The following is a 13,538-nucleotide window of genomic DNA, read 5'->3' as shown; positions in this document are numbered from 1 at the left end:
CGGGTCTTCCGCAACTTCCCAGGCGACGGCGACCGGGCGGGAAGGCATGCTGCCCAGGCCGTCCTCGGCCACGGGGTTCACCGCCAGGCGGGTCCAGATCACGAAGCCGTCCGGCCATGGTTCGCCCGACGCGATGCCGAGCGTAAACGGATCGGTGCGGAGACCGGCGTCGTCCGCTGTTGAAACCGCCGGGAGGGCCCCGGCGACGGCGGCACTGGGGAGGGCTGCGACGAGCCCGGCCCCGAGGCCGGCTGAGATGAGGGACCTGCGGGAGATTTTTTCCATAGCTTCGACCCTAGGAAGTCCGGGTTGACTGGATCCAAGGGCCGCATGAATGTGTGGTTAATTGTGTGACAAAAGGTGTCACCCCTGCCCGCGACTGTCCCTGCCTGGAGGGGCCCTCATCTATGCTCGGTTCATGACGACGGGGGAAAGCCCTAAGCGGCCTGGTGCGGTGACGTTCTCAGTGGTGCTCATGTACATCGGCGGGATTGCCCAAATCATTTTGGGGATCCTGACGATCTTCCTGCGGTACACCCCGGAGGCCCAGTCCGGGGGCATCGCCCTGCCCATCACGTTGCTCGGTGCGGGCATGATCCTGTTCGGCCTCCTGGTGATCGGACTGGCCTCCGGCGTGGCGCGGGGAAGCAGCGCGGCACGCCGGGGCGCAACAGCGGTGATGCTGCTGGGCTTGGCCTTTGCCGTGCTGGACCTCATCATTGCCGCAGATAATGACTGGTCGGCTGTCATTTCCCAGTCCGTTGCCACGGTCGCCGTGCTGGTGCCGTTGTGGACGGGCCGTGGACGACGCTATTTCGAGACGCGCTGATTGGAAACCCGGTGATGCAGCGCCTCCTGGGCATCCCGGTAAGCAACACGGCGGTGAACGAACCGGACGATTTCGATCAGGGCAATGCAGGCCACGGAGGTTCCCAGGACGAGTAATGCCGTGGGCAGGGTTGGGTCGGTGAATTGCAGGAAGTCACGGGCAATCGGCACGGAATAGACCAGGATGAGTCCGATCATCATCGCCCCGATCACCAGGCCCTTGAACCGCGTGACCGGACGCGAAAGCACCACCAGGATCCAGATGCCGATGATCGTCAGAATGAGGGTGGAGCCTGTCCTGATCTCGGCTTCAGGTATCTGCAGGTTCGCGGCAAGGCGTGCATAGGAAGCAAGCCCCAAAGTCACGGCGACACCGGCCGGAACGGCGAACGTGAGTGAACGTCGCAGGAAGCCGGGAATGTAGCGCTGGGCGTTGGGCAGCAAGGCCAGGAAGAACGCGGGAATGCCGATGGTCAAGCCGTCAGTGACTGAGAGTTGCCGGGGCAGGAACGGGAAAGGCAGCAGGAGGATGCCGAACGCGATGGCAAGGAAGGTGGCGTAGGCAGTCTTCGTGAGGAACAGCATGGAGACGCGCTCGATGTTGGCAATCACCTGGCGTCCTTCAGCCACCACGCTGGGCAGGTGCGAGAACTTGCCGTCCAGGAGCACCAACCGGGCTACGGCCTTCGTAGCGGCAGCACCGGAATTCATGGCCACGCCAATATCGGCTTCCTTGATGGCCAGGGCATCGTTGACGCCGTCGCCGGTCATGGCCACCGTGCGGCCGGCAGCCTTCAGTGCCACCACGATCCGCTTCTTCTGGTCCGGGGATACCCGGCCGAAAACTACGTTGCTGTTGATCACTTCCATGAGTTCTTGCTCATCATCCGGCAACTCCCGGGCATCGAAGCCATGGGGTGCATCCAGGCCGACTTCGCGGGCGATGGCTGCCACCGTTTGCGGGTTGTCACCGGAAATGATCCGGACATCCACATCCTGGGCCGCGAAGTAAGTCAGCGTCTCCGCAGCATCGGGACGGATGTTCTCCTTGAACGTCAGGAGGACCACAGGGACAGCATCGGCCGGAACAGTCTCATCGCTGGTGGGGGTGCCGTGTGCCAGGACCAGGGTGCGCCGTCCTGTGGCTGCCAGTTCCACGGCCTGGGCGGCAAGCTGCCGAAGCACGGGATCGGTGGATTCACGGGCCGGGAACACCATTTCGGGCCCGCCCAGCACCCACATTCCGTCGTCGAAAATCACCGCGCTCCACTTACGGGCCGAAGAGAACGGCACCCGGTCAAGCGGGAGTCCGGCTGGCTCATTGAAGTGCCCGGCAAGGCTGCGGGCCGTCGCGTTGGCATCCTTCTGCACCCCATACCAGGACAGCACGGACTCCCAGCCCGGACGGGCGGTCAGGGGATGGGCGGCGTCAAAAACGATGTCGCCCTGGGTCAGTGTCCCGGTCTTGTCGAGGCAGATGATATCCACGCGCGCCAGGCCCTCGACGGCCGGAAGCTCCTGGACCAGCACCTGTTGCCGGGCCAGCTTTACCGCCCCGACAGCGAAGGTAATGCTGGTCATCAGCACCAGCCCCAAGGGGACCATGGCGACGACGGCGGCAATAGTCGCCGTCGCAGCGTCACGCCACGCGCCACTTGCCGAGGCTTCGGCCCACCCGCCCTGGGCAATCATTTGTGCGTTCAGGACCAGCAACGCCACCGGACCCACAAACCAGGTGACCCATTTCAGGACGCGGTCGATCGAGGAGCGGAGCTCGGAGGCAACCAGGGAGAATCGCTTGGCTTCGGCCGCGAGGGAGTTGGCGAACGAGTCCGCGCCCACCCGGTCCACCGCCGCGGAGCCCTCGCCGGCCACCACCACGGACCCGGACAGGACGCGTTCGCCGTCGGACTTTTCCACCGGATCCGATTCGCCGGTCAGCATGGATTCATCCACTTGGAGTCCCCGTGAACCGGTCACCACGCCGTCGGCGGGCACTTGATCACCGGCCCTAAGGATAAGGGAGTCGTCCAGCACCACGTCATCCAGGGCGATTTCCGCCTCGGCACCATCCCGCATCACCCGGGCGTGGGGTGCGTTCAGGAGGGCCAACCGATCCAAGGCCCGCTTTGCCCGGTACTCCTGGACGCTGCCGATCACCGCGTTTGCCACTGCACTGAAGCCAAAGAGGGCATCCTGCCAACGGCCAATCGCGAACAGGACAACGAAGCAGGCCAGGATGATGCCGTTGAACAGGGTGAGCACGTTGGCGCGGACAATGCTCCATACGCTGCGGCTGGTGTCCTGGGCGAAGGCGTTGGTTTGTCCTGCGGCCACCCGCTCGGCGACCTCGGAAGTGCTCAGTCCTTGGGCCGAGGCACCCGCTAAACGGACTGCCGCATGTGAATGGTGCTTGTCCTCTGGCACTCATGCCCCCAGTTGTTGAGTCAATCCAAGGAGCTGAGTCTGCCCGAGGATGGGTGGAGCGATGGGACTGAGTATGCCAGCCGCGGGCGGTAATGTCGCCGTCGTCCGTGTCTTGGGACGTGACTGTCAGGCCGTGAAGGCGAGGTCCTTCGCGTGCAGCCTGTGGCGGAGCGGTTCGCTGCGGGAGACCCGGTGTGCTTCCTCGATGGTGCTGACGGCCATCCGCTCCAGCTCCATGCCCAGTGAGCCGGCCAGGTGAGGAGTGAGGAGCACGTGGGGGTGCGTGTAGAAACCGGATTCGGCAGGGAGTACCCAGGGCGTGGTGACGTCCAGGACGGCGTAGAGGTCGCCCTCCTGGATCCGCCGGAGCAGCGCGTCCTGATCCACCAGCTCACCACGGGCGGTGTTGATGAAAGTGGCACCGGGCTTGAAGCTGGCCACCAGCCCTTGATGGATCAGGTTGCGGGTGGACGGCAACGACGGCGCGTGGAGGCTGACGACGTCGGACGTCGCCACGAGTTCTTCCAAGGAAACACGTTCGACGCCGAGGGCCGCGGCCGCGGAATCGTCCAGGAAGGGGTCAGCCACCACAACCTGGACGTCATAGGGCTTCAGGAGCCGGATGACATGCTTGCCGATCCTCGAGGCGCCGATGAGGCCCACCCGTTTGCCGAAGTTGCCCATGTCCGGGAACACTTGGTCCGGCTCGATCCCGGTTTTCTCCGAATGCAGTTGGCGGGCGATCTGGAGGACCCGCTTGTTGGCCAGCAGGATCATGGCCACCGTGTATTCGGCAACGGGGATGGAGTTTGCGTCCGCAGCTGTGCTGATTTCGATGCCCCTTTCCCAGCATTCGTCGCCCACATGGTGTTTGACCGTGCCTCCCGCGTGGAGGACATGGGTCAATCGCGGGGCTGCGGCCAGGGCAGCGGCATCGAGCCTCGGGCAGCTCCATCCGGTGATCAGGATGTCCGTTTCAGCCAGGATTTCCAGCGAACGCGCGGAGGTGAAGTCTTCCATGGGCTCGGGGCTGAGCAGCTTCAGGCCGGGGGAGAGGGCCTCGAGGCGGCGGCGGGGAAAGACGCGGGACACGACGCCGGGACCCATGGCCAGCGCGACGTTTGGTTTGGTGCTGGTCACTTGACGCTCCCTGCGGTGAGGCCTGACTTCCAGAAGCGCTGGAGCATGATGAAGGCCACCAGCAACGGAAGGATGGAAAGCAGCGAGCCCGTGATGACCATGGGAGTGAACTCGGGCTGCGGTACCGAATACCCCTGCCAGATGGAGATGCCCACGCTGACGGGAAGTAGCTGCTGGTCCTGCAGCATGACCAAGGGGAGCATGAAGTTGTTCCAGACGCCCACAAACTGGAACAGGGCGATGGTGATGTAACCGGGCATCATCATGGGCAGGCCTAGGGAGAAGAAGGACCGGATGGGCCCGGCGCCATCCATGCGGGCGGCTTCGAGGGTTTCAGCCGGCACATAGCTGGCGGAGTAGACCCTGGCCAAGTACACGCCGAACGGGTTGCACAGAACGGGGATGAGGATGGCCCAGACCGTGTTGGTCATGCCCACCACGGAGGCCAGAAGGTACATGGGCAGCACAGTGGCGGTGTTCGGAATGAGGACGCCAACCAGAACGAAGCCGAACAGTGAGTCCTTCCAACGGAACTGGAATTTGTCGAACGCGTACCCTGCCATGACCGAAATCAGGCTGCCAAGGACGGCGCCCACCCCGGCGTACATCACTGAGTTGCCCAGCCAGCGGAAGAAGAGGCCACCGTCCTGATTGGCCACGTTGGCGATGTTCTCGAACAGGGAGAAGTTCCCCAACGCGTAGGCACTGGTGCCGTACAGGTCAGCTGCGTTCTTGGTGGAAGCGAACACCAGCCACAGGACGGGGACCACCATGTACGCGGAGCCGATGATCAGCAGGCCGTTGACCGTGAGCTTGCTGGCGAATCCTCCTGCACGTTTGGATGCGCCGCGGTTGGTACGGCCGCCGTTACGGCTTGGGTTTTGCTTGGCAGCAGCGCTGCTGTGGGGCCGGGAAACTGTTGAGGTGCTCATGCTTTGTTCATCCTGGAGCTAAGGCGGGTGACGGCCAGGGACAGGATTGCGGCCAGCCCGGCAATGATGATGGAAGCCGCCGCTGCCTGGTTGAGGTTGTGGCGGATGAACGCTGCGTCGTAGGCCCACAGGTTGGGAACCCAGGTGCTGGTGACCGAGGCTGTGGCCTTGGAGATGATGTTTGGCTCGGTAAACAGCTGCAGGGTGCCGATGATGGTAAAGAGCATGATGACGCTCAGGGCCGGGAGGATCAGGGGGAACTTGATGCTCACGGCGGCCCGGATTTCGCCGGCGCCGTCCACCCGGGCGGCTTCCAGGATTTCCCGGGGCACAGCCTGCAACGCGGTGAACAAGATAATCACGTTGTAACCCGTCCACTCCCAAACGCCGATGTTCACAATGGACGGAAGGACCAAGTGCGCGTCCAGGAAGTTGATCTGGATGCCGCCGCCCTGGAGCGCTTGAACCAGTGGGCTGATGCCCGGGGTATAAAGGTATGCCCAGATAAGGGCAGCAATGACGCCAGGGACTGCGTGGGGCAGGAACACCAGGAGTTGGAACAGTTTGCGTGCCTTGGCCACTGAGGCATCCAGAAGGAGCGCAAAGACCACAGCGCCACCCACCATGCAGGGAATGTAGATCAGGCAGTACAAGCCGAGGCGGCCGATTCCCTCCATGAACGTTTCGGACTGGAACACCTGTACATAGTTCTCAAGGCCAACGAACACGGTCTTGGCTTCCCCGAAGCCCAAACCGGACTTCTGCTGCGAGTGGAAACTCAGCACCAGGGAGTAGATCACCGGTGCGATCATGGCGATCGCGAAGACCGCGAAGAAGGGGACCAGGAACAGCGCGGCAGTCCGTCCGCCGGTTCCCGCCAGTGCACGGCCGCGGCGGCGCACTGTGGTGGTGAGGGCCTGGATGGCCATGGGGTTCTCCTACTGCTCTTTGGCGGAACTACTCTTTGACCGACAGGCCGGCCTGCTTCAGGCTTGCCACGGTGGCGTCCTGGGCGGTATCGACGGCGTCGTGGATGGTGCCGCCGGTGGTCAGCTTGCCGTAGGCATCCTTAAGGGCTGTGTTGGTGATGTCCCAGTTGGGACCCCATTGCCAGCCGGGGGTGATGGTGCCGTAGGCCTTGTTGAAGACCTCGTAGATGTCGTTGCCGAAGTAGCTGGCGTCATAAGCCTGCTGGGCTACAGGTGTCAGTCCCGGGAAGGCAAGGAACGCCGAGCCGGTGTTGCCGCGGGCCTTGATGGCTTCCTGGCTGGTGGTAAGGAACTCAACGAACTTGGCGGCAGCGGCGGGGTTCTTGCTGCTCTTGGTCACGTTGAAGCTGGAGCCACCATAGAAGGCGCCGGATTCATTGCCCCAGTTGGGCAGTTCGGCGGCGATCCACTGGCCCTTCTGGGCGCTGGCTTCGGTGCGTTTCTGGATGCCTGTGGCACTCCAGTTGGCGCCCACTACGCCAACAACGGTGCTGTTGGCCAGGTCCAGGCTCCACTCGTCGCTGTACGCCTGGGTGACCTTGACGATTTTCTGGTCGATCAGTTTCTGCCAATAAGTGGCAACCTTCTGCGTTGCTTCATCGTTGACGCCCACCTTCCAGCTCTCGCCTTCGGTTCCGAACCACTTGGCCCCGGCCTGCCAGGCCAAACCGGCGCTCGCCGCTACCTCGTTGGGGTTGAAGCTGGCCAGGTAGGAATCAGGCGCTACGGCTTTGAGTTTCTTGCCTGCCTGTTCGAATTCATCCCAGGTTTTAGGGACCCCGACGCCGGCCTTGTCCAGCATGTCTTTGCGGTACCACATGAGCATGGGGGCTGCGTCGTACGGAAGGGCGTACGTCTTCTCTCCGAACTGGACCAGTGCCTTGGTCTCGTCAGTGAGCTTGTCCACCGTTTCGGCCTTGTTGATCAGGCCATCGAGGGGAATGACCTGGCTGTTGCTGACGAACTGGGGCAACTGCGGGTATTCGATGGTGGCAACATCCGGGCCGTTGCCTGCGGTGATGGCAGTGGAGAGCTTTGCGTAACCGCCGTTGGCGCCGTTGGGGATGGTTTCGAAGCTGACCTTGATCTTGTCCTGGCTGGCGTTGAACGCCTCAGCCACCTTGTCCATGCCGGCCAGCGAGGACCAGAAGGTGATGGAACCCGAAGGGTCTTCGGTGGGTGTAGGTACTGCCGCAGGGGTGGGGCCGGTGCCGCAGGCTGCGAGCAACAAGGTGCTGGCAGCCAAGCCGGCTACTCCGGCGAAGAGATGGCGACGCTTCATGGTGTTCTCCTTTGAAGACTTGCGATGCGAAGAAGTTTGGTGTGGTTGGGGCCACATGCGATGGATCCATGTAACCGTGCTGCTTCGAACATCTACAAGATTTCAAACATTTTCAAACATCGGGATTGAGTGTTTACCAAGGCGGGTCATGAGCGGCGTCGGAAGTGTCGGGCGCCAATATTGTTTGAACGAACAGAAAGTGTAGACCTCACGCGGCCGCCCCTGCTATGAATTTTGGACACCATCCCCATCCCCACTACTGAGAAGCAGGCGTTTCAATGGAGAAATCGAACATCAGCAGGCGCGCGGTCCTGCACGTTGGTGGAGCGGCGTCCTTGGCGGCGGCCTTTGGGCTGGCAGCCGGCCACCCGGCGTCGGCGTCCACGGTGCCGGGTACCAATCCGAAGGCGACTGAAGTCCTGGACCTGGGCCCCGGCGTCGTACAGTTCTCCCTCATGAGCGGGCTGCTGGTAGGCGACACTCTGTTCATCGGTTCGCGGAACCTGGACCCCGTCCGGGTGGTGGCATTCCACGTTCCCAGCGGCAAGGTCACCGGTGTGACCGAACTGGAGAACGGCTACGCCATCCAAACCATGGCCGCTGACGCCTCCGGCCGCTACCTCTACGCCGGCGTGCTGCAGAACGCTACCGGGCCCAAGCCGAACCTGTTCCGCTGGGACGTGTCCAACCTGGCCGTGAAAGCCAAGCCCATTGGCCGCATCGGTGACCGTGACGTCCGGGACATGAGCGTGGCCCCGAACGGCCGCCTCTATGCCGTGGGCGGCGGCAGCGGCACGGCGCCCGCGTTGTGGGAGTACGACCCCGCCACCGGATTGGTGTCCAATTTGGGAGTCCCCGACGCCGGCGCCACCTTGGCCCGAGCCGTCGCGGCCACGGACTCCACCATCTTCTTCGGCGCAGGCAGCACTCTGGCCGGCGGAGGAAGCGCCAGCCGTGCCTGCCTTTATGCCTACAACCATGCCGCCAAGACCTTCACCAACGTCACGCCGGCGGAGATGGTGGCGGACCCGAGCATCCGTGACCTGGCGATCGTCGGAGACAAAGTCCTGGTGAGCTCCGCAGCTTCGACGTCCACGTCCAAGATTGCTGCGGTGAGCGTCGCTAATCCGTCCTCGTATGCTGCCGTTGCCTCTGAAGGAAAAACCGCCAAGAACTTCGCGGCGATCGGGGACAAGGTCTACTTCGCCAACGAGGCCGGGCTCCTGGCCTACTCCTTGTCCGGCAACCAGGTTTCATCGGTGCCTTACCAGGGGCCGTTCCTTGGCGAAATCTGGGGCGTTGATGCCCTGAACGGCAAGCTTCTGGTGACTTCCGCGTTCGGTTTCGTGGCCGAAATCGATCCCGTATCAGGGGCCTGCAAAACCACGGACCTCGGCGAGGCAGGAGCGCCGTCGGACGCGCAGGAAGCCATGGGGCTGGCAGCCGGAGGCGGTCTGGTTTTCGTCGGCGGCAACGGTGTGATCTCGCGCCGGTCGCTGACGGACGGACAAGTCACCAACATGACCGTTCCGGGCGAAGCGAAAGACGCCGTGGTGGTGGATCAGGTTTTGTACACAGGCCAGTACAGCTCCCAGGGCATCTGGAGCTACGATCCGCGCAGCGGCAAGCCCATCAGCCAGGTGGCCAAGTTCTCCTCCGAACAGAACCGGCCCCTGGATGTCCACTGGGATGAGGTCAACAAGCTCGTCCTGGTGTGCGCGCAGGCTGACACTGAGGGCGGCGGCTCGCTCTGGACCTACGACCCCGCCACGGGCAAATCCGGGTTCTTCCTCAACCCCGTGGACAAGGTGCAGTTGGTGCGGGCAGTAACAGCGCACGACGGCGTCGCTTACCTTGGTGGCGGACAGCCGGGTACCGAAGGACCCGGCGCAGTTGTGGCAATGGACCCCGTGACGGGCAAGGAATTGTGGCGCCTCGATCCGGGCCTGGGCGCTGGTGTGTCTGCCTTGGCTGTGCAGGGGCGTTACCTCTACGGGATTGTCCGGACCGGGCGCTTGTTTGTCATTGATCTGTCTCGGCGTGTGGTGGTGCACCAAGCAGACATCAGTTCGGTCTGCGCCGGATTCGCGGCCTTGGTGACCAACCGTGGCGCTGTTTATGGTGTCTCGGACACGGATGTCTTCCGCTTTGACCCGAAGACGTTCGAGCTCGCCACGGTGGTAGCGGACATCAATGGCGGTTGGTACAGCGGCTCGCACATCACCAATGACGAAGACGGTTACCTGTACACCATGCGCGGCCGCAACGTAGTGCGGATCAACGACCACCCACGGCGGTAGGTGCCCGGCGTTGCGGGGCCGCTTTGCGTTCTCTGGCGAGTTTTTAACGCGCAAAGCAGGCCCCGCAACGCACGTGCATATGGTCACCTATGCTTATTTGAACATCGCGATTCCGGAGAGGGTGGGCATGCTCAGCAGCGAACGCCACGAGAAGATTCTGCGCGAGCTTGAAATGCGGGGAACCCTGACGGTCAACGGGTTCGCGGAGAAGAACGGGCTGTCCACCATGACCATCCGGCGGGACCTGACACAGCTTGCCGCCCAGGGGCTTTTGCGCCGCGTGCATGGCGGGGCTGTCCCAGTGCCGTCCGAGCGCTCCGGGGACACGGTCCATAGAAGATCCCGCCAGCCGCTGGCCACCCTGGGTCTTATTGTGCCCACCACGGGTTACTACTTTCCCGAGGTTATCCGGGGCGCGGAAGCAGCAGCCAGGGAGCTGAACGCGCGGCTTATCCTGGGCGTCAGCAACTACTCCACCGAGGACGAGCACCGGCAACTCCAACGCATGGTGGCCAACTCCGTGGACGGGATACTGCTGGCAACCGCCGGGTCACTTGAGCCCGGTTCGTCCACCTTTGACCTGCTCTCCGGGCTGCGGATCCCCGTGGTGCTGGTGGAACGGTCAAGCAGGGTGTTCGAATCCGTGATGTCGGACCACTCTTATGGTGCTGAGCTTGCCATCGAGCACCTGGCATCCTTGGGCCACCGCAGGATTGGGCTGGCCATCGCCACCAGCCCCACGGCGCCGTGGCTTCGTGAAAGCCACGAGCGCATGGTGTCCAAGCTCGGCCTCGAAACAGATGCGCCCGTCATGGAATATGTCAGGTCAGTGGTGGGGGCAGGCAATAACCAGAAGGAGTTTGCCAAGTTCCTGAAGGACTGCCGGCGCACCGACACCCACGCAGCCTTGGTGCTACCTGACGAGGAAGCCATCACCCTCATCAACCTTGCCGAGGAGTCCGGGCTGGACGTTCCGGAGGACCTGGCGATTGTGGCCTATGACGACGAAGTTGCGGACCTCGCCCCAGTGCCCCTGACCTCCATCGCCCCGCCCAAGCGCGATGTGGGGCATGCCGCCGTCGCCATGTGCATGGAAAGGCTGGGCGGGAAGACCGGCTCCTTGGCGTCTCCGGCGCTGAGGCGCGTGAGCCTGGCCCCGACGCTGATCATCCGGGAGTCCACGGTGACGGGGGAGGACGCGGAGTAGGGGGTTGCTCTGAGAAATGTCAGTGGCGGTCAATAGGTTTGTGTGCATGACTGATTCGCGTGCCCTGGCTTTACCGGCAGACTACAAAGATCTCCTGGACGCACTCAAGAAACGCGTGCGCGATGCGCGTCAGACTGCGCTTCGAACCGTCAACACACAGCTGATCGAGTTGTATTGGTCGATCGGGAAGACTGTGTTGGAGCGCCAGCAGGTGGAGCAATGGGGGAGCGGCGTCATGGGGCGCTTGGCTGACGACCTCCGGGCAGAGTTTCCGGAGATGAAAGGCCTTTCACGATCGAACCTCTTTTATATGCGGGGATTCGCAACGGCCTGGACGGATCCAATTGTCCAACAAGCTGTTGGACAATTGCCGTGGGGTCACATCACAGTGCTCTTAGACAAACTGGACAACCAGTTGGATCGGGATTGGTACGCGGCTGCCGCAGCTGAACACGGCTGGTCTCGCAACGTCCTCCTGAACATGATCATGAACCGGACGCTGGAAAGGACAGGTGCGGCACCATCGAACTTTGTCCAACGGCTTGTTGGACAAGATTCCGAGCTGACCCAGCAGGTCGCCAAGGACCCTTACAATTTCGAATTTCTTGGCTTGTCGGGGGAAGTCGCCGAACGAGACCTGGAGCTGGCCCTTACCAGCCGGATCGCCGAAACTCTGAGGGAACTTGGGCCGGGATTCTCGTTCGTTGGCCGTCAGGTCCACTTCGATGTCGACGGCGACGACTTCTACATCGACATGCTGTTCTTCCATATGGACCAGAACCGGTATGTGGTTATCGAGCTGAAGACGGGAAAGTTCCAGCCCGAGTATGCCGGCAAACTGAACTTCTACGTTGCCCTTGTGGATGACATGCTTCGCCGCGAACATCACAATGAAACGATTGGCATCCTGATCTGCGGTACCAAGAACGACCGCAGCGTCAGGTACAGCCTCGGGCGGTCAACCTCACCCATGGCAGTCGCCACCTATACATACGACAAGCTCCCGGCCTCCGAACAGCAAGCCCTGCCCAACGAAAGCCACCTTGTCGCTGCCCTCGAATGGGCAGATCCTGACGAGGAACAGCCGAGCGCCTCCCAGGAGACGCTTGTAAATTAGTCGCATTGCCTTCACCGCGCGACCCTGCCGCCATCACCGCCGCGAGACTAGGATGACGCGCAACGGCCAGCGATCCTTACAACGTAGAAGGGCAACGAATGAACTATCAGACCCCGGACCCGGAAGCCGGTTACGCAGACGTCAACGGACTACAGATGTACTACGAATTGCACGGCTCAGGTGGTACGCCCTTGCTGCTCCTGCACGGTGGACTATTCGACATCGAGCAGCAGTTCGGTGCGCTTATCCCGGCCTTGTCAGCGGAGCGTCGGGTGATCGCCACGGACTTCCAGGGCCACGGCAGAACCAACGACATCGACCGCCCATTGAACACCGCTGACTTTGCATCGGATGTCGTTGGCCTTCTGGAACACCTGGACGTCGGCGAGGTTGATGTCTTTGGTTTCAGCGTCGGCGGGGCCGTTGCACTGCATCTGGCGATCAAGCACCCCCAGCTCATCCGGAAGCTCATCGTGTCGTCGGTGTCGTTCAATCCCGACGGCGATCGCGGTGGAAATGCTGAAGCTGTCACCGAAATGACAGTGGACATGATCGTGGGCACTCCCATGGAGCAGCGGTACATGGCCGTCTCGCCGCACCCGGATTACGAGCACCTGCAAGGACTCCTGACCAAGCTCGGCGGCTACGACACCGGGTCAAAGGGGTGGTCGGATGACGAGATCCGCGGAATCCAGGCCCCTACCTTGATCACGGTGGGGGATTCCGACATGGTCAAACTGGAGCACGCGGTGCGGTTCCTCCAGCTGCGCGGCGGTGACGTCAACGGCGATTTTGAGGGCGTACCCGCCTCGCAGCTCGCTGTATTCCCTGGCACCACACACTTCTTCGGCCTGGCGAGGACCAATCTTGTGCTGGACGTTGTGACCACATTCCTGGACGCCCCGACAGCTCAGGGCTGGCAAGATCAGCGACCCTAACCACAAGTAAGAGGAGCACACCATGGGAATTCTCTCCGTTGACCTTTTCATCACCCTCGACGGCGTGTATCAAGCGCCCGGCGGCCCGGACGAGGACCGTTCGGGCGGCTTCGAGTTCGGCGGTTGGCAGGCGGCATATTCAGATCAGGAAAGCGGTGACGCGATCGTCGCAGGCATCGATCGGATGGATGCGCTCCTGCTGGGCCGCAAGACGTACGACATCTTTGCCGGGTATTGGCCCAACCAAAGCGACCATATCGGCGAGACGTTCAACGCCCTGCCAAAGTTCGTTGTGTCGCGGACCCTGGCCGACCCAGGCTGGGAGGGCACCACGGCGCTAGCGAATGTCACGGAAGTAGCCGCATTGAAGGACCGATT

At 62.5% G+C, this 13,538-nt stretch carries 12 protein-coding genes; 6 read left to right on the top strand and 6 right to left on the bottom strand.

Going from position 1 to position 13,538, the window contains the following annotated elements:
* The coding region (locus tag HP499_RS12735) for a PhoD-like phosphatase N-terminal domain-containing protein (protein ID WP_172324420.1) at positions 1-285 on the bottom strand (285 nt) is incomplete at its 3' end.
* Between the two features lie 133 nt (positions 286-418).
* Between HP499_RS12735 and HP499_RS12730 the strand changes: the two genes are divergently transcribed.
* The gene (locus HP499_RS12730; protein ID WP_253951558.1) at positions 419-829 is read left to right on the top strand and encodes a hypothetical protein; all 411 of its coding nucleotides are present in this window, start codon (positions 419-421) and stop codon (positions 827-829) included.
* On the opposite strand, the gene HP499_RS12725 is transcribed toward HP499_RS12730, so the two are convergent.
* The 5 genes from HP499_RS12725 to HP499_RS12705 all read right to left on the bottom strand — a co-directional run bounded on the left by HP499_RS12725 (position 811) and on the right by HP499_RS12705 (position 7,598).
* Positions 811-3,255: an HAD-IC family P-type ATPase gene (locus HP499_RS12725; RefSeq protein ID WP_172324419.1), complete on the bottom strand. Its 2,445-nt coding sequence runs from the start codon at positions 3,253-3,255 to the stop codon at positions 811-813. The two genes, HP499_RS12730 and HP499_RS12725, sit on opposite strands and share 19 nt — an antisense overlap.
* 126 nt (positions 3,256-3,381) lie before the next feature.
* Entirely contained in the window at positions 3,382-4,395 is a 1,014-nt protein-coding gene (locus HP499_RS12720) for a hydroxyacid dehydrogenase (RefSeq protein ID WP_172324418.1), read from the bottom strand.
* The gene (locus tag HP499_RS12715; protein ID WP_172324417.1) at positions 4,392-5,327 is read right to left on the bottom strand and encodes a carbohydrate ABC transporter permease; all 936 of its coding nucleotides are present in this window, start codon (positions 5,325-5,327) and stop codon (positions 4,392-4,394) included. Before HP499_RS12715 ends, HP499_RS12720 begins: the two co-directional genes overlap by 4 nt.
* On the bottom strand, positions 5,324-6,256 hold the full coding sequence (locus HP499_RS12710; RefSeq protein WP_172324416.1) for a carbohydrate ABC transporter permease: 933 nt from the start codon (positions 6,254-6,256) through the stop codon (positions 5,324-5,326). Before HP499_RS12710 ends, HP499_RS12715 begins: the two co-directional genes overlap by 4 nt.
* 28 nt (positions 6,257-6,284) lie before the next feature.
* Complete coding sequence (locus HP499_RS12705) at positions 6,285-7,598, bottom strand: sugar ABC transporter substrate-binding protein (RefSeq protein ID WP_172324415.1); 1,314 nt, start codon at positions 7,596-7,598, stop codon at positions 6,285-6,287.
* Between the two features lie 278 nt (positions 7,599-7,876).
* On the opposite strand from HP499_RS12705, the gene HP499_RS12700 reads away from it, so the two are divergent.
* The 5 genes from HP499_RS12700 to HP499_RS12680 all read left to right on the top strand — a co-directional run.
* A complete protein-coding gene (locus tag HP499_RS12700; RefSeq protein WP_172324414.1) occupies positions 7,877-9,898 on the top strand; it encodes a PQQ-binding-like beta-propeller repeat protein in 2,022 nt (673 codons plus the stop codon).
* Positions 9,899-9,977: 79 nt separating this feature from the next.
* A complete protein-coding gene (locus tag HP499_RS12695) occupies positions 9,978-11,105 on the top strand; it encodes a substrate-binding domain-containing protein (RefSeq protein WP_253951557.1) in 1,128 nt (375 codons plus the stop codon).
* Between the two features lie 46 nt (positions 11,106-11,151).
* Positions 11,152-12,222 carry a YhcG family protein gene (locus HP499_RS12690; RefSeq protein WP_172324413.1) on the top strand — a complete coding sequence of 357 codons (1,071 nt, stop codon included), beginning with the start codon at positions 11,152-11,154 and terminating at the stop codon, positions 12,220-12,222.
* Between the two features lie 98 nt (positions 12,223-12,320).
* A complete protein-coding gene (locus HP499_RS12685; RefSeq protein ID WP_172324412.1) occupies positions 12,321-13,160 on the top strand; it encodes an alpha/beta fold hydrolase in 840 nt (279 codons plus the stop codon).
* Between the two features lie 22 nt (positions 13,161-13,182).
* A partial coding sequence (locus HP499_RS12680) for a dihydrofolate reductase family protein (RefSeq protein ID WP_172324411.1) occupies positions 13,183-13,538 on the top strand: 356 nt, incomplete at its 3' end.

It is taken from the genome of Paenarthrobacter sp. CM16 (assembly GCF_013179505.1).
GTDB lineage: Bacteria > Actinomycetota > Actinomycetes > Actinomycetales > Micrococcaceae > Arthrobacter.
This window is presented reverse-complemented; position numbering and strand designations above follow the sequence as displayed.